Consider the following 22,298-nt stretch of genomic DNA (forward strand, 5'->3'; position numbering starts at 1 on the left):
ATAAACAGTAAAGATTACATAAAAAGGGGGACTATATATAGTTCCCCTTTTTTAATAAATTTTTATATGGAAAACTGTTTTTGTAAGTTAATAAATGCTTCATCATCACAAGGACGAGAAAAATAATAACCTTGGGCAAAATCGCATCCCATCAATTTTAACAACTCACATTGCTCTTCGGCTTCAACACCTTCAGCGACCACTTGAATACCCAGTTTATGCGCCATCACAACAATAGCTTCACATAGAATATAATCATCAGATTGCGGTAGCAGTGAATTTACGAAAGATTGATCAATTTTTAAAAAGTCGACATCGTACTCTTTTATATAAGCTAATGACGAATATCCAGTACCAAAATCATCAATGGCAATAGCAACACCTTTGTCGGCAAATAATTGAAATTTATTTCTGATCTCACGTGTAGCATTCATTAATAAGTTTTCAGTTATTTCAAGAATAATAGCATCGGCTTGTGCAAACTTTTCAATGGTTTTAATCCATTCGTTGTTATTGTTATGCGAAGTCATAAACTGCAACGGTGAGATATTAATACTCATCTGAAAGTCTTCACCAAAATGTGATGAAAATAATTTTATCTTTTCACTGGCTTCTTTAACGACCCATGAACCCATAGGAAAAATGAGTCCGGTTTCTTCAGCTAAACCAATAAATTGATCGGGTGGAATAAGGCCTTGTGTTGGATGAAACCAGCGGATCAAGGCTTCAGCTTTTTTAATTTCACCTGTTTTCATATCTATAATTGGTTGGTAAAACAGTTTGAATTCACCTATTTCAACAGCACGGCGTAAGTCTGTTAATAGAGTCATGCGTTTTATCGCTGATTCTTGCATAATACTTTGATAATAATGATAGCGATTTCGTCCCGCTTTTTTAGCGGAAAACATCGCTTGATCAGCTGCTTTAATGAGGTCTTTAGCATCAATGAAATCTTCAGGATAAAGCGCGATACCAATGCTAGGTGATATATAACAGGTATTCTCGCCAATTAAGATCGGCTCACTTATTTTGTCTATAATTCTTTGAGTTGTATCATCAATTACATGTGGGCTAGAGATGTCATTCATGATAATTGTAAATTCGTCACCACCTAAGCGTGCAACAATATCTGATTGCCTAATACAGTGTGATAATCGTTGAGCAACTTCCTTGAGCAACATATCCCCTACGTGATGGCCTAAGGTGTCGTTAACCTCTTTAAAATGGTCAAGGTCGATAAATAATAAGGCAAGCTTTTGCTGATTATCTGTTTTTTTGATTATTTCTTTGTCTAGAGTTTCAAGAAACATTTTACGATTTGGTAAGCTTGTTAAACTGTCAAAGTTGGCTTGTTTCCAAATAAGCTTTTCTGCTCTTTCTCTATTTGATATATCTCGAATAATAATAATTAATTCATCAGAGTGATCTATTTTGACTATTCTCACTTCAAAAGTATTTGTTGAATCTTCATTATGACGATAGTATTTCCAAGGGAGTACTTCTTGCCCATCTATTATCTTTTTAATGTTTGTTTGAAAAACATTGGCAACATCTAGTTCAAACAAACCCTCTATAGGTTTTCCTATTATTGCTCTTAAATTTTCTGTACCAGCACTTTTGTAATCTAATATTTTCGCTGTTTCACTGATCCTAATATACGTGTCGGGTAATGCTGTAAAAATAGACGTTAATTCTTGATTTCTGGAAATAGAAGCTTGCTCGGATTGAAGCCTCTTTGTAGCCATTCGTTTAAACTTTTTACTTAGAAGTATGATCTCTTTGGCACCTGAATAGGTTTTGAAATTTGCTACCTTTCCATCTTCAAGATCATCAATCGCTTGTAATAGCTGATTTATAGGTTGGAGTATATCTCGACTTAAATAGAGAATGGCGAACAGAGATAATATAATAACAACGACAATGTCTATCGCTAAATTCTGATAAAAAGCATGGTCAGCCTTTTTTATAATGCTATCTACTGGAATACCTATAGTGAATTTTATAGGGTTAAGGATATCTTGTTGATATAAGTCTGTTTGTGAATACACCCTATTTTTGGTTGATTCAGTCCTGTTTGAAGAAAAGTCGTGAATGTTTTTATTAATACCATATAGACTTATATTTTCGCCGATATTGCCTTCATTCTTAGGATAACTCGCTATAATAATACCGTTTACATCTGAAATAAACGCTACGCTATCTTTGGGTAAATTATAAAAGGCAAGCTCTTCACTCCACCAATCTAAAGAAATAACGGTAACCAAAAGTGCTGTAACCTCGTTAGTGCCTTTCTTGAATATAGGATAGGCAAAGTTAACACTCACTTTGTCGGTTGCTCTATCTATCTGAAATTTACTAATCGAGAAAGCTTTGTTCTTTATTGCCTTTTTTATGTATTCCCTATCGGCAACGTTTACTTTCTTATTTAAAGGTAAGGCATTACAAACTAAATCACCATTAACCAGAGGAACACCGATATTAATATAGGAAGGGTTAAGTGCAACAATAGAGGCGAGATTTTGGCTACATAAAGGAGTGTTAGGTGTTTGTAAAAAGTTCTCTTTAGATAATTGCTTTAAAAATAATTGGCTACTTTTTAATACCTTAAGCTGTTCTTGTTCAACTTGATAACTTATGTCTTTAGTCAGGGCTATGCTTTTATCAATGCCACTTTTTTTATCTTTATAAGCCTGATAATACATGAGACCAATACTAGGAATGGTGATGAAGAAAATCATTAACAAAAAACGAAACTTAATTGTATTTTTTGTACGTGGTTTATTCTTCATTGTAGCTTGGTGATTTGGCATAAATACTCGGTCATTTATTATTGTTTTTTTAGGATGATTGAGCCGTATTCAATTTCAAATACTTTGCAGTACACGGTTTAGCGAGATCAAAACACTTTTATCTCGACAAAATTTAACCGTGAAAAATCAACAGATCCTAGTCCGTCTTATTTAAATACCTCATTATTTTTTGGTTTAACACACGTGTTTATGAGTATAAATAATACTGAGGTTTTTATAAGTATAGGATATATAGAAAAAATAGTAATAAATTAGGGAAATAAGTTAAATAATTTTGTAATACGTTTATAAATATAGAGTGCGCTTACATTAGAGGGGAATAAAAATGGGATATTACTGGGGGTTGATGAAGTGAAACCTTCTCTAATAATTAAATGTAAGAACACATTGGCAATTATTAGAGAAGTTATTATCTCTGTATTGAATCAGAGATAAGTAAGATACAACTATTTAGTTTCTTTCTTTTTCTTGTCAGCAGACTGGAATAAAGTACCCAGTGTGTGATTATCATGTAACAAGAATGATTCTGCAGAACTCAAATCATAGCCATTACATAACAACATTTTTTTCCCTTTTTTCATTAGGAAGTCCGCGGCTTTTAACTTAGTTACTATGCCACCCGTAGCAAAAGGGTCATTAGGTGATGAAACGTCTAGTAATGCTTCAGGAGGAATTTCATTTATTACTTTGAATATTTTAGCATCAGTATGTTCATGCGGGTTTTTATCATAATAACCGTCGATATCACTTAATATCATCAGTAATTCAGCATGAGTTGCCACCGTTACATTAGCTGATAATTGATCATTATCGCCAAAGAGTTGCTCAGGTGTTGATGAAATATCATTTTCGTTCACGATAGGTAAAATGTCATTATCTAGATGGGCATCGATAATTTCTTGGAACATTTTTGTTCTTTTACGTGAATCGAAATCATCTTCTGTTAATAATATTTGTGCAGTATCTATTTCATAAATATCGAATTTTTTCTTATACGACGTCATTAGAATTGGCTGGCCTGCAGCGGCTAATGCACGTTTTCCAATAAGCTTTCTTTTATCAAGTTTTAAGGCTGAATAGCCTGCTGCAACAGCACCTGAAGTTACCAATATAACCTTATATTTAGTGCGCAGATGGGCAATTAAGGTTACTAAATTTAACATTCTTTCTTTTGCTATTCGGTTTTTTTCAGTTAAAACCGCACTACCTACTTTAATCACAAGTCTTTTCATATTTATTTTATTACTTTCTTAAGTTAGTTAGATAAATAAGGAGATATAATTAATTCTTTAGTTTGATACTTTACTGTTTTACCCGCTATTAACGTAATTAACCAAGCAAAATAAAGCCAGGTAATCGTAAATATCAAATACTCCACCAAAAGTTTTCTGAACAATCACGCGGTGCTACTTTTCAAAATTCACACGAGCGTATCAGGTTTGTTATATGCTGATTGTATAAAGCGATCTAAATGCAGTGTTAAAGTTTAGTGCATTTTTATTTTGATCTAGTGATAACTGCAATGTAATACCCATAAGTAGGATAATAATTTTTCGACTTATTTAAACAAACGTTAATTAATCCATTTGTCGTCGAAACAATGCTTGGTATGTATCACGTGTTAATACCGAAGATGAAATGAGTAACCGAGAATCACTGGTACCCATTGTTGCTGCTAGCTATAGCGGCAAGTAAAAGCCAGTAATTAATCATAAGAGTTACTCTTGGCTTAAAATAACAAACACTACTTTACTGATTGTTCATGTTAATGGTAACACAATCAGATGATTAAAATAACCGACGCTTTTTTAACTGACTATTCGTATCCGCTGAAAGTATTTTGTGAGATAAAATATAAATTGCATATTTATTATTTAACAACAAAGTGTTACTTTATTTTGCATGCAAGGTAGCAAGGTGATTTTCCCTCTCGTTTTTCTGATAATGTTTCTTAAGTGTTCAGCGAATAAAACATTATATAGATGGGTATAAAATAAAAAATAATGATGCAGTATCAAGGATTAGATAATAAGTTTTCCATCAAACTGCCTGAAGGTGTGAGTATTAATCTTGTGCCTGCAGGTATTGTTGTTCGTTCGTGTGCCTACCTTTACGACTTTTTCATTCGTGCGCTTGTTTTTGCCTTAATTGCTGCTGTCTTATCTTTTTTGGGTGATGCTGGGCAAGGGCTTATTCTGATTGCCTATTTTGTTATTACTTGGGGTTATTATATTGCCTTTGAAGCCAAGTCTGGTACTACTCCTGGTAAGAAAAAATTTAATTTAAAAGTTGTACAAGACAATGGTCTTCCTGCCACATTAAGTAATGTGATTATTCGAAATCTATTGCGCCCAGCAGATGCTTTTCCTTTTGGTTATTGCTTAGGCATAGCCACCATGAGTTTTAGTAAAAGTTATAAACGCATTGGTGATTGGAGCGCAGGCACACTTGTTATTTACCAAGAGAAGAAAATAGAATCTGCGATAAATGGCGACAACATAAGTCATGAAGATGCGCCAAATATTGAGCTAGCAATCGATGAGCAACAAGCTGTTGTCGAGTTTTTAGAGCGTAGTCAAAAATTATCACCAGCTCGTCAAGAAGAGCTTGCTAACATTCTTAGTGATGCCTTAAATGCCGAAGGTGAACTCGCTACTCATAAATTAAAAAGTATGGCCAACTTCTATTTAGGCCAAAAAATATGAAACAAAACCAATTTGTGCAGCAAAATGAAGCACGCTGGCAGCAGTTCGAGCAATTATCTGTCAACCCTCAAGATGATATGCCTGCTGAGTTTTCTGTGCTGTATCGCCAAGTTTGCAACGATTTAGCAACAGCAAGAACACGTCATTATTCGCCATCTTTAATTGCTAAACTTAATGAATTTGTTTCAATCGGGCAAAGCATCTTATATCAAGGAGAAGGTATAAAAATAAGTTCGTTAATACGACTTTTTAAATATAACTTTTTCCGCGCTTTATTCGAAAACCGTTATTATCTCTGGGTTTCTTTTGGTGCCTTTTATGGCTTGGCTTTAGTTGCTTTTGCTTGGGTAAAAATAGACCCTGATGCCGTTTATTATTTTCTTGATGTAAACAGCATTAAAGATATAGAAGAAATGTACAATCCTGCCAGCTCAACACAAGTAGATGAAAGAGAATCTGGTTCCACTATTTTAATGTTTGGCGTGTATATTTATAACAACATAGGTATAGCCTTCCAAATGTTTGGTGGCGGTGCTTTATTTGGTATTGGTGCTATTTTACCTTTGCTTTTCAATAGCTTTTATTTTGGTGCTATATCAGCACATATTGTGAATGTGGGATACGAAAGTACCTTCTTTTCGTTTGTGGTTACGCACGGATCGTTTGAACTTACGGCTATAACTATTGCTGGCGCTGCAGGTGCAAAAATAGGTTTTAGCTTATTGATGCCCGGACAATATTCCAGAGCTCATGCAATAAAAATTGCTGGTGGTACTGTATTACCTTTAATTGTTGGTGCTTTTATTATGCTGGTTATCGCTGCCGTTATTGAAGCCTTTTGGTCGCCCTTAAATATTCCTAATGCTTTTAAATATTCTGCAGGCGCAGTTTGTTGGTTCTATGTTTTGTTTATGTTTTATCGAGGTACACGATATGGACATAACTAAACTCTTCTTTAATGCTAGGCAACGAAATGCTTGGCAAGTGTTCGATTTAACTCAGTTAGTTGTTAAACATCATTTTTTTCAACTCATGTTAATTGTGCTTTGTTTGTATTTGCCAATTATCATTATACTTTCGCTGATCTTTAGTGCCTCAACGGCTTCAGCAATTGTCTGGTGGTTAAAACCTTTACTGGAAAGGCCCCTTTTAGATTTTTTATCTAAACGTAGCTTTTATCAACCCACTAGCACTTGGTCGTCTATTTTATCGATCAAAAAGCTTAAAGTGATTGATATTATTTCGATGCTGACTATCCGTCGTTTTAGCCCTTATCGTGCTTATTTAGCGCCAATTGAGCAACTTGAATTGTTAGAAGGTAAAGAACGAAGTAAACGTAAAAATATCTTATTAAACAGGAACGACCACAAACAAACCTTTTGGTTGATCTTCTGCTTACATATTGAATTTATGATCACTATGCTCTTTATGCTGATTGTTTATAATTTTATTCCTCAAGGGATCTCAATTGATGACCAATTCTTTACCAGCGGTACTGCACTTTACCAATTAGAACTGTTGTACTCTTGCTGTTTTATGGCCTCACTCATGTTGGTCACTCCGTTTTATGTGACGGGTGGGTTTTTGGGATACTTAAATTCGCGTATTGACATGGAAGGTTGGGATTTAGAGCTCACTTTCAAAAGTATTGCAGCCCGCTTTCGTCATATTGCAGCGGCTTTAGTTATAGGGTTTTTTAGTTTCAGCTTACCAGCGCCGCCATTAGCTGCTCAGGAAATTCCAGTAGAGGCAGTTGCCGTTGAACAAATTAATGAAACACAAACTGATGATCCAGAAGCTGATATAGAAGAAGTATTAAATGAACGAAATATCGCGATAAGAAAAGAAGTTGATGACATTTATGAACAACATGAACTGATTGAAAGCGCCAGTATTTGGGTGCCTGATAGCGAAGATAAAGATACGAATTATGATTTAGATTGGTTAAAGAGTTTTTTTATGGGTTTAGGTGCAATAAGTAATATTGCGGGTTATCTCATTTGGTTATTATTAGCAGCATTAATTGTTTGGATTATTTACAAGTTATATCAAGCTGGTGGCTTTAAATGGCTTAAATTTAGTAACCATAAATCCAAGGCAATAGAGAGTGCGGTAGAAATCCCCACCTTTTTAAGCAGTATTGATCGCACTGAAGGTCCGAAAGACTTACTTAAAGCCGCAGAAATAGCTAATAGCGAGCATGCTTATCGTACTGCCTTGATGTATCTACTTAAATACGGATTTATTTATGCGCAAAACTTTTCTAGTGTATTAATTACAAAATCAATGTCAGAAAAAGAATGTGAAACCGCTCTTCTAAAAGCACTGCCCACATTATTGCATAAAAACTATAAGCAGCTTTTTCAGTTATGGATACAGCAAGCTTGGGCGCATAAAGACGTAACTCAACAACAAGTGGAAGAAGTGATCACTGCTTTTTATGCTATGAAGCCAGAGCAAGCAAATCATGAGTAAATCTAAAGGCTTTTTAATTGTTGGGTTAGCTCTGCTTGTTATAGCGATAGGTTATCTTATCAGCAGTATTGAATGGAATATGGTTGATGAAGAAATCGGTTTAACAAGAGAAGCTGAGCAGGAGCCGTTACTTGCTGCAAGCTTATTTCTAGAAAGCTATCAGAAAGATCTTACAACCATAACCACACCAGAATCTTTCTTTAAAGATGGGACCATTACCTTATCTAAAGACTCCAGTTTACTTATAGATGAAGCGGCTTTAGTTGAATATGATGGGCTAATCCCTGCGTTAGTCACTTGGGTTAAGCAAGGTGGACATTTAGTTTATACCTTGTCACCAAGACGAGAGCAGCTCGATTTAGAATACAATGACGTTATTGCCTTATCAGAGATAACGGTTATAGATGCTGAAGAAGTTGCATATCGTGAATCCGTGCTCGATACACCGATATCTAATGGAATTATCACCACTGATGACCACACTTTTTCGATACATTTAGCGCATCGTTTTACCTTTGAAAACTGTGCAGGGCTTGATATAACCAAAAAAGATAGTGAGGCAATACTCATTTGTGAAATGGGTGTTAATGACGGCTACATTACCTTTGTGCCGAGTATTAATGCTATTTCAAATGATGGTTTAAGGCATTTAGATCATGGTGAGTATTTATTGTGGTTAATAGGAAAAAATAACAAACTCGTTTACTTACCTAGTACACAATCTACAAGTTGGGCTGTTTTGTTATGGCAGTGGAGCTGGCAGGTTGTATTACTCACTTTAATATTAAGTTTACTACTGATGTGGCAACTAAGTATGCGCTTAGGGTTAGCAATTGAACCGTCGAAGCATTCGAAAAACTTGTTTGCAAAACATATTGAAGCGGTTGGTAACTTCTTATTTAAATATCAACATCACGACGTACTTAAAAATGCATTATTGATTGATCTTGCTAATGCAGTTGAAAAAAGACATCCAAAATACAAACAACTAAACCTAAATGAACAAGCGAGTTTGATCAGTTCATTAACAGGTAAAAAAACCAGCGACATTTATTTACTTTTATCCGAGCCACTGCCTGAAGATGAAAACAAAAGGATAAAGTTTATTAAGTTATTTAGAGAACTAAGGAATTTATTGTGATTGACGCAACGCCAGAACTAACTATCGAAGAAGCTTTTAATCAGGTAACTCAATTAAAAAGTAGCATCGCTAGCGTACTAATTGGACAAGACACCATTATTGAAAATGTACTTACCGTATTATTTTCCGGTGGGCATATCTTACTAGAAGGTGTTCCAGGGCTAGGTAAAACCTTATTAGTTAGAGCCTTAGCGCAAAGCTTATCAGTAGACTTTTCTCGTGTTCAATTTACACCCGATTTGATGCCGTCAGACGTTCTTGGTCATAGTTTATATGATTTAAAAACAGGCGAATTTATTATCAAAAAAGGTCCCGCTCATACTAATTTATTATTAGCTGATGAAATTAACCGTGCGCCGGCAAAAACACAATCTGCGTTATTAGAAGTTATGCAAGAGCAGCAAATAACGATAGATGGCGAAAGCCAATTGTTAAGCTCACCTTTTATGGTGCTAGCAACACAAAACCCGTTAGATCAAGAAGGAACGTATCCACTTCCTGAGGCTGAGCTTGATCGCTTTATGATGAAAATAAATTTAGATTACCCATTAAAAGATGATGAAATTACCTTATTAAAGTTAAATACCGAAGAAAGAAGCCATGAACTCAATACCAATAATCTCCCGCAATTAATGAATGCAGACATTATTGAAAAAATTAAGGTATTAGCCACTAAAACAACTGTTGATGAGCAGATCTATCATTATGCAGTAGATATAGTGACTAAAACCCGAAACTGGCATGGGATCATTCATGGGGCGGGTGTACGAGCAAGTATTAACTTGATCAAAGCAGCAAAAGTAACAGCACTGATGAATGGGCGTGATTTTGTTGTACCCGACGACATTAAAGTTGTAGCCAAAAACGTATTAAGACATCGTTTAATATTGTCAGCAGATGTTGAGCTTGAAGGTATTACTCAAGATCAAACCATTGATGATTTATTAAAATCGATTGAAGCTCCACGCGTATGAAGCGAATAGCATTCAAACCCTCTTATACAATCATCAAGGTGATTGGGGTTTTAATTGCGCTATTTATCACGGTTAAGGTGTTAGTTGGCGGTGATGAAAGCGCTAACTACATTAACTTTATTGACGCATGTGCCTTTTTTATCTTACTTGTTGCGATTGTCGATTTTAGTAAAAGTAGAAAACTGCCTCAATTAACCATTACGCGTTCTGCCAGTAATAAATTGAGTTTTAATCGTTGGCATAATGTTGAATATATTATTGAAAACAATAGTGATAGGCAGCAGTCATTATCGATAAGAGAGCATGTAGGTCAACAATTTCAACTGGCAGGTTTACCTAATATTATTGAAATTCCTGCTCATGAAAAAGCCTCAGTTCGTTTTAAATTAAAATCAATAAAAAGAGGTGCAGCTACTGTTGGGCCTATTGAGTTTTGTTTGGCATCACCTCTACGGTTATGGCAAAGCTATTGGCTGATTGATGACACCATTACCGTTAAAACCTATCCTGATTTTGAACGTTTAAAACAGCAAAGCTTGAATGGTGTACAAAACCAACCTATCAACGGCTTAAAGCAGATGAAAAAACGTGGCGGTGGTACTGAATTCCATCAACTACGAGAGTTTCGTCAAGGCGACAGCATTCGACAAATAGATTGGCAAGCCACAAGTAAACGACAAAAACTGATCGCTAAAGAATACCAAGAAGAGCAAAATCAACATGTAGTCGTGATGCTTGATGCGGGTAATAAAATGAATATAGAAACAGCCATCGGCTCTCATTTTGATGCAGCACTAAATGCACTACTTATGCTTAGTCACACAGTTTTAAAGCAAGGTGATTGGTTTAGTATGCAGAGCTTTAATCAAAAAGAGCGTTGGTTACCTGCTGTTAAAGGCGCACAAAATGTATCTCGAGTGATGAATCATTTTTATGATTTACACCCAGACGAAACCACCAGTGATTACCAACAAGCGGTGAGCCATTTACTTAAAAAGCGTAGTAAACGTGCTTTGGTATTAATGGTAACTACCTTAAATGATCAAAGTATTGACGAGTTATTACCTGCATTAAAAAACTTACAGCGCCATCATCTTGTCGCTTTAATTAATATAGAGAATGTTGCGCTAACTGAAACTTTAGACGCGGATATAGATACATTAAGCGAAGCTCATCGCTATTGTGCGGCGGTAGATTTACAAAATACTTATCTTAAAAACTTAAGTCGTTTAAGAAAAGAAAATATCATCTGTGTGAATAGCCAGCCAGAGCATCTATTACCACAAGTGATTAATACGTATTTGAGTGTTAAGCATGCAGGGCTGTTGTAGCTGAGAGTTTACCTCTTAACTATAGAGTTACCTCTAAGAAACAAAAAAAGAGCCTGATGGCTCTTTTTTATTCAATTGAATAACCTAATGTTAATTATTCACTTTGGTTATCAATTGCTTCGTTAATTTTGTATTGGAAGTAAATAACTGAAAAGAAAAACGTTAAAATGCCGCCTAATTTTACTTCTTCCTGACTGCCTTTATTAATTATTTCGCTTAATGCTTTTCTCGTAGAGAAGATAGCTATTAATAAAGCAACAAAACCTATTATTCCTAATAAACCTATAATCATGAATAAAGCAGTTTGTGTTTCGTCGATAGCGAATGATCCAATATTATTTAGAACGCTAATAACTATATAAGCATATAAAGCAGTAAGATTGGCTTTGGCTACTACAGATAAACTATTAATTTTGTTCATACGAGTGTAAAGCCAATAAAGGTAATATAAACCAAATGTTATAATGGTTAAACCAAAAACGCCCCATGCAGTAAAACGTTTCATTTCTAGAATAGGGTTCTCTGTAACGGGTGTTGATAAGTCTGCTTTAGGTGCTTCAAAAGCATTTTGTGTTTCTGGTGTTGATTCTATATCTGACATTTTTAATTCCTTGTTTATAATTATTGTATCCTGGGGTCATTCTAGCAGAATGTTTTTGAATATTGGACATAAATATAAAAAAACCGTGCTAATTAGACACGGTTCTCTTAAGGAATAACGTATTTAAATCAATACGTTTATAGTAGCGCTATTAAAAAGCGATTTGATAACCCACAGTAAACATTTTATCCATTTTCATCTGTACGCCATTTGCATTTTGTTCTAATGGAACAGTGTATTCAAAAGCGACGCGATGCTTGTTAGCAATAACAGTATTTAAACCGAATGAAGCGTTTAAATAGTTACCACCGTAATTTTCAGGATTGGCTGTAGTCACTGGCGCTATTATTTCTGTATCCATTCCATCGATCGGATCGCTGGTAATATAGGTAAGGCGTAATGAACTACTTAAAAAGTCGTTTAATTGATGTCCGTACCAAGCGGTTAATTGTAATTTATCGCCTACTTGGTAGCCTTCGTCATTGGTATCTAACGCTTTGCTATACATGATTTGACCACCCCAGTTACTTTTATTCGAGTAACCGTTATAAGTGGTACCTAATTCAAATATATTTGAACCTGAACCCAACTGCATCGCGTAAGGCATACGTAGTGTTGTACGCATGTCCATTGGGGTTAATACTTCAGCTTCTTCTTCAAGATCACCTGTTGGTATTTGCCAGTTAACGTTTAAGTGAAAATGGTGTGTCTCGTTGTCGTGTAAACGGTAAAGTAAGCCTATTTTTGTATCGCCTAGTCCACTGCTTTCAGTATCGAAATCGCCGAGTTGTGTAGTGCCTGTCATACCTGCGTATGTGGTTAACGTCATCTCTCTTTCAAGATAATTTAACATCAGCATTAGGGTTAAATCGTCTGTTGGCGCATACATAAAACCTAACATGTGCATTTTAGTGGTCATGGTTTGTGGAACAACACGCACTGTTGGTGGCATGTCGCCAAATACGTTAGGTACCGTTGTAGCTATTTCATCTGACGATATATTATGTCGACCTTGAATATTGTCTTCCATATCCATATCCATATAGCGATACGAAAACATAAACTCGCCTTTGTTATGCATATGATCGCCCATTACCCCAATTGGAGCATGTGACTGAGGAAGAATTTTTGTGTGATCATGTTGATGATCGCCATTTTCATTGGCTTGTGCAGAAATTGATAAACATGAAATGGCTACAGCGAAGGCTGTTTTTGAAAATAAAGACATAGGACTTCCTAAAATTTGTAAATAAAATAAGTGCTTAAGGTGTAACTAAAAATCAATTATTTACGTTAGGAAAGGTGGATCTCTAGAACTAGGGCTTAAAGAACTGCGCTTGGTAAAATGTTGTAAAAAACTGAGAGGGGCTTCTGAAGTTATGTTTTCTATAACTAAAGCATGCGCTATTAAGCCAGTTGAATGATTATCTAACTGTTTGTATATAGAGCAGATTGAACAGGTGTTATTAGTATCGTCAGTTTGGTCAGAAGGTTCACCTAGGGCAGGCTTTTCAATAAAATTTAGCTTACCTGTTTCATAATACTCAGATAATTTTATCCATCTCATTTGACCATTACCACTACAAATAGGCGCAATGTCTTTGTTCTTCATATTTGCAGTATAAATACTCATCGCTGCACTGGCAGGAATGAGCATACTGAAAATATGACAAAACAAAATAAAGCTAAGTATGAATAGTTTAGGCAATTTAGTTTTTAACACGTTAAATTTTTTAGATGTTAATTATACGTAAATTTGAACAGATTAAGAAAGTTATAGCAATAAATAACATGTTACAAAGAGAATATTTTACCTATAAATATAAAAAAGGGCTTAACCATTATTAATCGTTAAACTCTTTTTTTTCGATAGTGTTCACTACTCAGTCTGAGTTAAGGGGTATAAGTTAGTGGTGATGAGGAACATCAATAATAACAATTTCACAATCACTAATAGCTGTTATCGCTATCTCTTTTGTTTGAGTTACTTCAGCACCATCACCTTTATGCATTGTGATTAAATGATCGCTATTAGCCAATTCAAAGCACCCTTTAGATGCTAATACATAAGCTTGATGAGTTATTTTGTGATGGATACGAGTACCTTTTTTCATTTTTCCGCCGTAGATTCTCGCGTGTTGATGAATAAATAAAGCGTCTTTATCTTCCTCGTACCCCGATACTAATAAAGGTAATGCGTTAGTGCTGTAGTCGGTTGGGAATAATTTACTGTCCCAGCGCGGCATGACGTTTCGACAATTTGGCTCTATCCAAATTTGATATAAAGTTAATGGCTCGTTTGTTTTGTTATATTCAGAGTGAACTATACCTTTACCCGCACTCATTACTTGTACTTCACCAGCATGAGTTATGCCTTTACTACCCGTATTATCTTGATGATGAATAGCCCCCGAACGAACAAAGGTAATAATTTCCATGTTGTTATGAGGATGAGCAGGGAAACCGCTATTGGCAGTAATCAAGTCATCATTAATAACACGCAATACACCAAAGCCCATACGTTTTGGGTTGTAATAATGAGCAAAACTAAAATGGAAATTTGCTTTTAACCAACCATGATCAGCTTTGCCTAGTTGATTAAAGGGATTATGTTTAATCATGGTTTTTCTCCTTAATTTTAATATATGAAGAGATAAATACTCGTTACAGTTTGTTCACGATAACGTTATCTAATGCGAACTTTCCGCTACCTTGAATAGCTAACGCTAAACTTATACCCAGTAAAGCTAAACCAAACTCATAGCCATTATTACTCATAAATAAACCATTGCTGATATGCACACTAAATATCGCAATAATCATGGTAAATGCTAATAGAACACTTGATAGTCGAGTGAATAAACCTAACAGGAGTAACAATCCACCAAAGAATTCAGCACTACCGGCACCAAGAGCCATTAAATAACCAGGCGATAATCCAATTGATTCCATCCATTGTCCTGTTCCTTCTAATCCATAACCGCCAAACCAAGCAAATAATTTCTGTGCTCCATGAGCACTAAAAATAATGCCTGCTATTAAGCGTAGAGGTAATGTAGCCGTTGTTTGTGTTGATGTAAGTGATCTTTTTAATATTGAAGTTGTCATAATATTCTCTTTACATTGTTTTGGATTTCCCTCTCGTGAGGGAGGTGATTCATAAGGCTTATCGTTAATGTACATACATAATGCTTAGCCAATGAAAACATTGTAGATAAAACCAATCACTTAAATAACCATTATTATTTGTTTGATTTTTTCAGTTTTTTTGAACAATATATGTATTCATCTTTCTTTCAGGCTATAACACAATGAATCATCCCACTATTTCCATTGAAGCTTTATTAGTGCTTGATGCCATTGCAGAGCGAGGAAGTTACGCCTCAGCGGCTGAACACTTAAATAAGGTCCCTTCAGCTCTTTCGTACATTATTCAAAAATTAGAAGACCAACTTAAAGTCACTATATTTCAACGACAAGGTAGACGATCGGTTTTAACACCTGCAGGTAAACATTTATTGGATGAAGGACGTACTATTTTACTGGCTATAAACAAAATATCTGAACAAACTCAAACCATTGCAAATGGTTGGGAGCCAAAGATACGTATCGCGATAGATTCAATTATAGATGTAGATGCTGTTTTTCCTACCTTGAAGCGTTTTTTAGACCAATATAAACACGTACAAATTGATATCAAAGAAGAGGTGCTAAATGGCTCTTGGGAAGCATTAATAGAAGACGATGTTGAGTTACTTATTGGTGTTCCTGCTCCTGTACCCAATCAAAAAGGTTTAAGATCAATATCTTTAGGTGTATTGGAGGTGATTTTTTGCGTAAGTAAGAACCACATATTGGCAAAAAGTACGGAAGCGATTTCGCAAGAAGTATTGGTTAATCACAGAACCGTAATTGTGCACGACAGCGCTAAAAGTATTGTACCTAAAATGACCATAGGTGTTATTGAACAAAGTGAGCATTTCTATGTTGCGAGTGTAGAACAAAAAATTAAGGCGATAGCTGCGGGATTAGGTGGAGGCTTCTTACCTTTAAATCGCGTTAAGCATTTATTAGAGAGTGGTGAGTTCGTAGAAGTTAAATTATTAGTACCTTTACCGACTATTGAGCTGTTTATTGCTTGGAAAACAGTTAATAGAGGTAAAGGCTTACAGCAATTAATCTCATTATTAACTGCTGCAAATTTACGCGTATAAAAGTATTAGTCTCTTACTTGTCCGTCACCATAAACCACAAATTTTTCTGTGGTTAAAGATGATAAGCCCATAGGACCATAAGCGTGAAGTTTACTTGTAGAAATACCAATCTCAGAACCTAAACCTAACTGGCCGCCATCTGAAAAGCGAGACGATGCATTGACCATAACAACAGACGAGTTAATTTGTCTGATAAATTGTTGGCTACGGCTGGTATCTTGCGTAATGATAACTTCAGTATGATCTGAAGTGTATTCATTGATATGGTCAATAGCGCTGTCAAAACCGTCTATTATTTTAACGGCTATTTCTTGCGCTAAATATTCCGCATGAAAATCGTCTTCAGTAGCAAGTTCTGCATCATCAAAATATTTCATGCTTTGTTCACAAGCATGCACTTTAACGCCTGCTGGTTTAAGTGCTTGTGCAGCTAAAGGTAAAAACTGCTCAGCAATATCTTTATGAACTAAAACGGTTTCAAGCGAGTTACAAGCGCTAGGACGTTGAGTTTTACCGTTTACTAAAATGTTTACTGCTTTATTTAAGTCAGCAAACTTATCAATAAACAAATGACAAACACCTTTAAAATGTTGAATCACAGGAATTTGACTATGTTCTGTAACGTAACGAATAAGACCTTCACCACCACGTGGGATCACTAAATCAATCGTGTCACGCTGTTTCAATAACTCTTCGATAACACCACGGCTTGTATCAGGAATAACCGATACAATATTTTTGTTAATGCCATTAGCTTCCATCGTTTTATGTAGGCAGTTTGCTAGTGCTAAATTACTATGAATAGCTTCAGAGCCACCACGTAAAATAACCGCATTGCCTGATTTAATACATAAAGCTGCTGATTCAGCTGTCACGTTAGGACGTGCTTCATAAATCATTGAAATAACGCCTAAAGGAATACGCATTTTGCCTACTTGCATACCATTAGGACGTAGAGATAAGTTACTAATATCGCCTACTGGATCTTGTAAAGTTACAATTTCACGAATCGCATCGGCAATATCAACAATGCGTTGCGGTGTAAGTAAAAGGCGGTCAAGCATTGCATCGGTTAAGCCTTTAGCTCGTCCTGCATCAATGTCTTTTGTGTTTTCGTCAATAATAAACTGGCTTTGAGCTTCTATTTCACTAGCCATTTCCGTTAATAACTGATTTTTTTGTGTAGTGGTTAATTGTGCTACATCTCTGCTTGCTACTTTCGCTAAAGTAGCCATTTCAGCCATATTAAAATTTGTTGAAGTGCTCATCATTTATACCTTGTATGAATTCTGAATGTAAATGTTACTTAGATAAAACGACCATATCGTCGCGATGAATAACAACCTTACTTGTACGAAAGCCAAGAATGCCTTGTATTTGGTCGCTATTTTTACCTTGAATACGCGCTAAATCGCGATGGCCGTATTGGCAGATCCCCTTTGCGACGATTTGTTTAGAATCAAAATCAATAATATTGATGGAGTCGCCTGCTGAAAAATCGCCAGAGATACTTTTAATGCCCGAAGGTAACAGTGAAGCGCCGTTATTAACAACAGCGTCAATCGCGCCTTTATCTAGGGTAACATGTCCGTTACTTTTTAAAGTATGTTTTAACCAGTGCTTTTTGGCTTTAGTAACCCCTTCTTTTGCTACAAAGTGTGTACCAGGGTTTTCACCATTCAGTAATTTGTCGAATACTGTGCTGTCGCTACCGTTAATTATGTAGGTTTCTATACCATTTTCTACAGCCTTTTCAGCCGCTTGAATCTTGGTTTTCATACCGCCCGTAGCAATAGGATTATTGGTTGCACCTGCCATTGCATAAATTTCAGGTGTAATTTCCTCAATCTCTGGCAGCATTATCGCATCTGGATTGGTTTTAGGGTTTTTGTCATAAACGCCATTAATATCACTTAAAATAAACAAACAGTCAGCTTCACTTACCAAGGCAACTAAAGCGGCTAAGTTATCGTTGTCGCCAACTTTTAGCTCTTCGGTTGCTACGGTATCGTTTTCATTAACGATAGGAATGATGTTGTTCTCAAGCAAAATACGTAAAGTATTTTTGATATTAATATAGCGTTCTCGATCTTTTAGATCGCCATGAGTAATGAGAAGTTGGCTGCAAGGCACATCAAAAAAACGTTGCCAGTTTGCCATCATCTGCATTTGGCCCACAGAAGCCATTGCTTGTTTAGTTGGAATAGAGGGAACGGGAGAACCATGCTGAATAAGTTTACGACCAGCAGCAACGCTACCAGATGAAACTAATATAACTTCTTTACCTCTTTTGTTGCACTCAGTGATAAAACGAGCGATAGCACCAATATGCTTGCCACTACATCCGTTGTTATCAGGTGCGACGAGTGCACTACCAACTTTAATTACAGCGCGATTAAATTTCATTACTTCTCCCGAATTGATATTTGAAATTATGAACGCTGGCGGTAAGCTTTTATTGTTGAACAAAACCTAACCACAGGGTCTGTAATTCCTAGTCTAGAATGACGAAATCTGCATAAATATGCAATCAACATTTTAATGATTTTTAGACAAAATCGTTATTTTTAATACGTTTAGCCCATATAGCGATTAAGAAAGCCGTTTTATAACGATGCGAATTCACTTTTATTAATAAATCAGCCGACTTATTTTTTATTTGAATGTTTTTGCAACACGTAAAAATTAAGGCGTAAAAGCTGAATTGTTGGTTATAAAGATGAAATTTATATAAACTAATAACCCGCTGAAGCTATGAAATATCATGAATCGCTATTTTTAATGTTAAGTTATTAAAAATACTCGTTATTATGGTTTTTTACGTTCAAGTGCTTTCGTTTAATGTTTATTTTAAAGTCTGGTGTCGAGTAGGGTTATGCTGAATTTTTTACCATCTGTGGTTATTTGTTTTTTATCTTTTTGTTTATATATCATCAACACATTGTTTTGGTTGATCCCTATTGTTATCTTTTCATTACTAAAAGCACTTATTCCTGTTAAGTTTTCTCGTACCCTATTCAGCTATTTATTAGATCAAATGGCGAGTAATTGGGTTGCAGTAAATACATTAAATCAAAAGCTCTTTTATCGTGTAGAAATTGAAGTTGAAGGTTTAAACAACTTAAGTATGCGCGAGTGGTATTTAGTTTTATGTAATCATCAAAGCTGGGTAGACATTTTAATTTTACAAAGAGTTTTGCACGGTAAAATTCCATTCTTAAAATTCTTTTTAAAGAAAGAACTTATCTATGTACCGTTTTTAGGTATAGCTTGGTGGGCACTTGATTTCCCATTCATGAAAAGACACAGCCAAGCTTTTTTGAAGAAAAACCCACATTTAAAAGGTGAAGATATTAAAACCACACGTAAGTCGTGTGAAAAGTTTAAATACAAACCTGTAAGTGTAATGAGCTTTATTGAAGGCACACGCTTTACGCCTGAAAAACATAAGAAGCAAAACTCACCTTACCAAAATCTATTAAAGCCAAAAGCTGGCGGTATCGGCTTTGTATTAGACGCCATGGGTGAGCACTTAACTAAAATTGTAAATATCACCATTGTTTACCCTGAGAAAATCCCAAGCTTTTACGACTTTGCTTGCGGTAATGTGAAAAAAGTTAAAGTAAAAATACAAACTAGCGATGTATCTGAAGAGTTAAAAGGCGACTACTTTAACGACCGAGCCTTTAAAATTAGCTTTCAAAAACACGTTAATCAAATGTGGGAAGACAAAGATAAAACCTTCTCAATCTTACGTGATAAAGACTAACGCCTCATACTGAAACTTCCCTACGTAAAGTGTAGGGAAGTATAAAGTTATTTAGTTTCCATCAAGCCAAAAAATTCAATTATCAATGCCTTCAGGTTTTAACTCTTTTTTGTCTTTCTTTTGAAAAGATAACCAGTTAATCCAGCCAAAACTTATACATATTAACCAAATCGCATAATCAATAATAAAAAGCTCATTTCTCGCAATCCCTACATTACGTATTAAAGCTGACCACCGAAAAAATCCATTACCTACCTTAAACTTGTAAATTTTGTTGTTATGAGTCGCCCAAAAATAATTATAGCGAAAACAAAAATCGTGCAGAATTACAGGTATTAGCAATAATCCAGTCGAAGAAAATAAAAACCAAATAATCGCGGGGTATGAACTACCATCAAATACAAAGCCTTTAGGAATGATGATCTCTCGGTTATTGGGTAAAATATAATGCCAATCTTCAATAACTTGCCATTGGCGTCTATTAAAAATTAAGCGCCATAACTTAGAAAAAAGCGTTCTTTTTTGTGTTTTAATTGCTAAAGGCCGTAATTTCGGCATTTCCATAACATTTATACTTTAATTAATAGTGAATAGGCGCATTTTATAGTTAAATAGCCAAGCGAATAAAACTCAAAATTTTACTCACGTTAATCAAAAAATTTATTGAACAATATCTTTAGGAAAACACATGTCTATTGAATTATTACCAGCATATATTGAAAGAATTGATGCATCAAAAACAGATGAAGTTGAACTAAAGAATATCGCTCTTGAGATTGAAGAAGAGCTATTACCTGAACACATCGCCATTTTATTAGAAGCTTTCCCGTTAGATGTTCGATTAAGTTTATGGACTTTGTTTAGCTGCGAGACGCAACAAGACGTTTTTCTAGAAATGAAAAACGATTCTAAGCAAATGCTATTAAATTCAATGGACGACGAAGCCTGTTACCCATTATTTGAACGCTTAGATGCTAACGATTTACTAGAGATCACAGAAAACCTAAGTGATCACTTTATAGAATATGCTGTAAATAAAATGACAGCAAAACATCAGGAGCACTTTAAAAAAGCGCAAGATTATTCTGATGAAGAAGTAGGACATTGGCAAAGTTTTGATCAGAAAAAAATATCACAAAATCTAAAAGTATCATCAGCTAAGAAAACTTGCGCAAGAGAGCAAGAAACACTTGTAGACGTTGTTTATATTATTGATAAAGAGTCAAAGTTATTAGGCGAAATTCCTATCAGCAAATTATTAATGATGGATAACGACACGCTATTGACTGATGTTGAATATCAGCCTGTACAAGCATTAGAAGCAACCAGAGACATAGAAGAAGCGGCTGACGAAGTTATCCTTTCAGGTAAGGCTGCATTACCTGTAATTGACGAAAACGGGCACCTAACAGGTCGTGTAGATGTGCATTCAGCTTATCGATTTAAGCAACAAGTAAAAGACAGCCAAGAAATGCAATCGGCAGGTTTAAGTGACGAAGAAGATTTATTCTCAAGCGTTTGGATAAGTAGTAAAAACCGCGCGATTTGGTTAGGCATTAACTTAGTTACAGCCTTTTTAGCTTCATGGTTTATTGGCTTGTTTGAAGCAACCTTACAGCAAGTGGTTGCTTTAGCCGTGCTTATGCCTGTAGTTGCGTCAATGGGAGGGATTTCAGGTAGCCAAACACTCACGCTGATTATTAGAGGCTTAGCTTTAGGGCAAATTACCGAATCAAACCGAGAGGCCATTGTTAAAAAAGAACTTAAAGTGGGTACCATAAACGGTATTTTATGGGCATCTGTTATCGGAGTGATTACCTATATATGGTTTGATAACCCTATGTTGTCGTTAACTATTTGTATCGCTATTTTAGGTAATATTCTTGTAGCTTCATTGTCTGGCGTTTGGGTACCTTGGATATTAGACAAACTTAATATCGACCCAGCATTATCTGGTGCTGTAATACTAACAACAGTAACGGATATATTTGGTTTTATCGCCTTTCTTGGGGTCGGAACGCTGTTGTTGTTGTAGAGGATTTAAAACTTGCAGCAGAGGTATAAACGAGCATAACGCCTTTCTTCAGAGAACCAACGCAACAATACACAAAGTGCGGGCTAGAATATAAAGTTTCATATTCTGTTTGCCCACACTGTGTGGGTAATTGACCTAAAGCGGACATTGCACTCACACTAAACCATCAAATACTTCATCTGCTTTAAGCTCTACCTACTTGTGAAATGCTGTCTCTGTACGTCACTTATGCCAAAAAGCGGT

Annotated in this window: 19 protein-coding genes; 9 read left to right on the forward strand and 10 right to left on the reverse strand. The window is 35.5% G+C overall.

Annotated elements, in window-relative coordinates; all coding sequences use genetic code 11:
* Positions 1-62: 62 nt before the first annotated feature.
* Positions 63-2,810 carry a bifunctional diguanylate cyclase/phosphodiesterase gene (locus ACPUVN_RS17065; protein WP_426369509.1) on the reverse strand — a complete coding sequence of 916 codons (2,748 nt, stop codon included), beginning with the start codon at positions 2,808-2,810 and terminating at the stop codon, positions 63-65.
* A gap of 446 nt (positions 2,811-3,256) precedes the next feature.
* Entirely contained in the window at positions 3,257-4,042 is a 786-nt protein-coding gene (gene proB, locus ACPUVN_RS17070; protein WP_426359108.1) for a glutamate 5-kinase, read from the reverse strand.
* Between the two features lie 771 nt (positions 4,043-4,813).
* Between proB (ACPUVN_RS17070) and ACPUVN_RS17075 the strand changes: the two genes are divergently transcribed.
* Genes ACPUVN_RS17075 through ACPUVN_RS17100 form a run of 6 tightly spaced genes read left to right on the forward strand, consistent with a single transcriptional unit; the run spans position 4,814 to position 11,436 of the window.
* Positions 4,814-5,515 (forward strand): RDD family protein, encoded by a 702-nt coding sequence (locus ACPUVN_RS17075; protein ID WP_426369510.1) that lies wholly within the window; start codon positions 4,814-4,816, stop codon positions 5,513-5,515.
* Complete coding sequence (locus ACPUVN_RS17080; RefSeq protein WP_426369511.1) at positions 5,512-6,462, forward strand: stage II sporulation protein M; 951 nt, start codon at positions 5,512-5,514, stop codon at positions 6,460-6,462. Before ACPUVN_RS17075 ends, ACPUVN_RS17080 begins: the two co-directional genes overlap by 4 nt.
* The gene (locus ACPUVN_RS17085) at positions 6,449-7,990 is read left to right on the forward strand and encodes a hypothetical protein (protein ID WP_426369512.1); all 1,542 of its coding nucleotides are present in this window, start codon (positions 6,449-6,451) and stop codon (positions 7,988-7,990) included. Before ACPUVN_RS17080 ends, ACPUVN_RS17085 begins: the two co-directional genes overlap by 14 nt.
* Complete coding sequence (locus ACPUVN_RS17090) at positions 7,983-9,131, forward strand: hypothetical protein (RefSeq protein ID WP_426369513.1); 1,149 nt, start codon at positions 7,983-7,985, stop codon at positions 9,129-9,131. The genes ACPUVN_RS17085 and ACPUVN_RS17090 overlap by 8 nt, the downstream gene beginning before the upstream one ends.
* Positions 9,128-10,105: an AAA family ATPase gene (locus ACPUVN_RS17095; RefSeq protein WP_426369514.1), complete on the forward strand. Its 978-nt coding sequence runs from the start codon at positions 9,128-9,130 to the stop codon at positions 10,103-10,105. The genes ACPUVN_RS17090 and ACPUVN_RS17095 overlap by 4 nt, the downstream gene beginning before the upstream one ends.
* Complete coding sequence (locus tag ACPUVN_RS17100; protein WP_426369515.1) at positions 10,102-11,436, forward strand: DUF58 domain-containing protein; 1,335 nt, start codon at positions 10,102-10,104, stop codon at positions 11,434-11,436. The genes ACPUVN_RS17095 and ACPUVN_RS17100 overlap by 4 nt, the downstream gene beginning before the upstream one ends.
* A gap of 94 nt (positions 11,437-11,530) precedes the next feature.
* Here the strand turns inward: ACPUVN_RS17100 and ACPUVN_RS17105 are convergent, their stop codons facing one another.
* The 5 genes from ACPUVN_RS17105 to ACPUVN_RS17125 all read right to left on the reverse strand — a co-directional run bounded on the left by ACPUVN_RS17105 (position 11,531) and on the right by ACPUVN_RS17125 (position 15,145).
* Entirely contained in the window at positions 11,531-12,037 is a 507-nt protein-coding gene (locus ACPUVN_RS17105) for a DUF4234 domain-containing protein (protein WP_426369516.1), read from the reverse strand.
* 151 nt (positions 12,038-12,188) lie between these two features.
* Positions 12,189-13,265 carry a transporter gene (locus tag ACPUVN_RS17110; protein ID WP_426369517.1) on the reverse strand — a complete coding sequence of 359 codons (1,077 nt, stop codon included), beginning with the start codon at positions 13,263-13,265 and terminating at the stop codon, positions 12,189-12,191.
* Positions 13,266-13,325: 60 nt separating this feature from the next.
* Positions 13,326-13,670 (reverse strand): hypothetical protein, encoded by a 345-nt coding sequence (locus tag ACPUVN_RS17115; RefSeq protein ID WP_426369518.1) that lies wholly within the window; start codon positions 13,668-13,670, stop codon positions 13,326-13,328.
* A 274-nt stretch (positions 13,671-13,944) separates the two neighbouring features.
* On the reverse strand, positions 13,945-14,658 hold the full coding sequence (locus ACPUVN_RS17120; RefSeq protein ID WP_426369519.1) for a pirin family protein: 714 nt from the start codon (positions 14,656-14,658) through the stop codon (positions 13,945-13,947).
* Positions 14,659-14,701: 43 nt separating this feature from the next.
* Entirely contained in the window at positions 14,702-15,145 is a 444-nt protein-coding gene (locus ACPUVN_RS17125; RefSeq protein WP_426369520.1) for a DoxX family protein, read from the reverse strand.
* A 203-nt stretch (positions 15,146-15,348) separates the two neighbouring features.
* Here ACPUVN_RS17125 and ACPUVN_RS17130 point away from each other — a divergent pair, with 203 nt between their 5' ends.
* Positions 15,349-16,251 carry a LysR substrate-binding domain-containing protein gene (locus tag ACPUVN_RS17130; RefSeq protein WP_426369521.1) on the forward strand — a complete coding sequence of 301 codons (903 nt, stop codon included), beginning with the start codon at positions 15,349-15,351 and terminating at the stop codon, positions 16,249-16,251.
* 5 nt (positions 16,252-16,256) lie between these two features.
* Here ACPUVN_RS17130 and ACPUVN_RS17135 read toward each other — a convergent pair whose 3' ends face one another.
* Complete coding sequence (locus ACPUVN_RS17135) at positions 16,257-17,519, reverse strand: glutamate-5-semialdehyde dehydrogenase (RefSeq protein WP_426369522.1); 1,263 nt, start codon at positions 17,517-17,519, stop codon at positions 16,257-16,259.
* A 34-nt stretch (positions 17,520-17,553) separates the two neighbouring features.
* Entirely contained in the window at positions 17,554-18,657 is a 1,104-nt protein-coding gene (gene proB / locus ACPUVN_RS17140) for a glutamate 5-kinase (protein WP_426359097.1), read from the reverse strand.
* Positions 18,658-19,126: 469 nt separating this feature from the next.
* On the opposite strand from proB (ACPUVN_RS17140), the gene ACPUVN_RS17145 reads away from it, so the two are divergent.
* Positions 19,127-20,020 carry an acyltransferase gene (locus ACPUVN_RS17145; RefSeq protein WP_426359096.1) on the forward strand — a complete coding sequence of 298 codons (894 nt, stop codon included), beginning with the start codon at positions 19,127-19,129 and terminating at the stop codon, positions 20,018-20,020.
* Positions 20,021-20,095: 75 nt separating this feature from the next.
* Here ACPUVN_RS17145 and ACPUVN_RS17150 read toward each other — a convergent pair whose 3' ends face one another.
* On the reverse strand, positions 20,096-20,578 hold the full coding sequence (locus tag ACPUVN_RS17150) for a DUF1353 domain-containing protein (RefSeq protein WP_426359095.1): 483 nt from the start codon (positions 20,576-20,578) through the stop codon (positions 20,096-20,098).
* Between the two features lie 130 nt (positions 20,579-20,708).
* Here ACPUVN_RS17150 and ACPUVN_RS17155 point away from each other — a divergent pair, with 130 nt between their 5' ends.
* Entirely contained in the window at positions 20,709-22,055 is a 1,347-nt protein-coding gene (locus ACPUVN_RS17155; protein WP_426359094.1) for a magnesium transporter, read from the forward strand.
* Positions 22,056-22,298 lie beyond the last annotated feature (243 nt).

Source organism: Pseudocolwellia antarctica (assembly GCF_049933045.1).
In the GTDB taxonomy this organism is placed as follows: Bacteria; Pseudomonadota; Gammaproteobacteria; order Enterobacterales; family Alteromonadaceae; genus Pseudocolwellia.

What these genes read in the sequence shown, in the direction of transcription:
- ACPUVN_RS17085 (WP_426369512.1), top strand. Translation starts at nt 6,449, where the DNA reads ATGGACATAACTAAACTCTTCTTTAATGCTAGGCAACGAAATGCTTGG.
- ACPUVN_RS17075 (WP_426369510.1), top strand. Translation starts at nt 4,814, where the DNA reads ATGATGCAGTATCAAGGATTAGATAATAAGTTTTCCATCAAACTGCCT.
- ACPUVN_RS17125 (WP_426369520.1), bottom strand. Translation starts at nt 15,145, where the DNA reads ATGACAACTTCAATATTAAAAAGATCACTTACATCAACACAAACAACG.
- ACPUVN_RS17145 (WP_426359096.1), top strand. Translation starts at nt 19,127, where the DNA reads ATGCTGAATTTTTTACCATCTGTGGTTATTTGTTTTTTATCTTTTTGT.
- ACPUVN_RS17100 (WP_426369515.1), top strand. Translation starts at nt 10,102, where the DNA reads ATGAAGCGAATAGCATTCAAACCCTCTTATACAATCATCAAGGTGATT.
- ACPUVN_RS17155 (WP_426359094.1), top strand. Translation starts at nt 20,709, where the DNA reads ATGTCTATTGAATTATTACCAGCATATATTGAAAGAATTGATGCATCA.
- ACPUVN_RS17150 (WP_426359095.1), bottom strand. Translation starts at nt 20,578, where the DNA reads ATGCCGAAATTACGGCCTTTAGCAATTAAAACACAAAAAAGAACGCTT.
- ACPUVN_RS17090 (WP_426369513.1), top strand. Translation starts at nt 7,983, where the DNA reads ATGAGTAAATCTAAAGGCTTTTTAATTGTTGGGTTAGCTCTGCTTGTT.
- ACPUVN_RS17080 (WP_426369511.1), top strand. Translation starts at nt 5,512, where the DNA reads ATGAAACAAAACCAATTTGTGCAGCAAAATGAAGCACGCTGGCAGCAG.
- ACPUVN_RS17110 (WP_426369517.1), bottom strand. Translation starts at nt 13,265, where the DNA reads ATGTCTTTATTTTCAAAAACAGCCTTCGCTGTAGCCATTTCATGTTTA.
- ACPUVN_RS17130 (WP_426369521.1), top strand. Translation starts at nt 15,349, where the DNA reads ATGAATCATCCCACTATTTCCATTGAAGCTTTATTAGTGCTTGATGCC.
- ACPUVN_RS17065 (WP_426369509.1), bottom strand. Translation starts at nt 2,810, where the DNA reads ATGCCAAATCACCAAGCTACAATGAAGAATAAACCACGTACAAAAAAT.
- ACPUVN_RS17120 (WP_426369519.1), bottom strand. Translation starts at nt 14,658, where the DNA reads ATGATTAAACATAATCCCTTTAATCAACTAGGCAAAGCTGATCATGGT.
- proB (WP_426359108.1), bottom strand. Translation starts at nt 4,042, where the DNA reads ATGAAAAGACTTGTGATTAAAGTAGGTAGTGCGGTTTTAACTGAAAAA.
- ACPUVN_RS17115 (WP_426369518.1), bottom strand. Translation starts at nt 13,670, where the DNA reads ATGAGTATTTATACTGCAAATATGAAGAACAAAGACATTGCGCCTATT.
- ACPUVN_RS17135 (WP_426369522.1), bottom strand. Translation starts at nt 17,519, where the DNA reads ATGAGCACTTCAACAAATTTTAATATGGCTGAAATGGCTACTTTAGCG.
- ACPUVN_RS17105 (WP_426369516.1), bottom strand. Translation starts at nt 12,037, where the DNA reads ATGTCAGATATAGAATCAACACCAGAAACACAAAATGCTTTTGAAGCA.
- proB (WP_426359097.1), bottom strand. Translation starts at nt 18,657, where the DNA reads ATGAAATTTAATCGCGCTGTAATTAAAGTTGGTAGTGCACTCGTCGCA.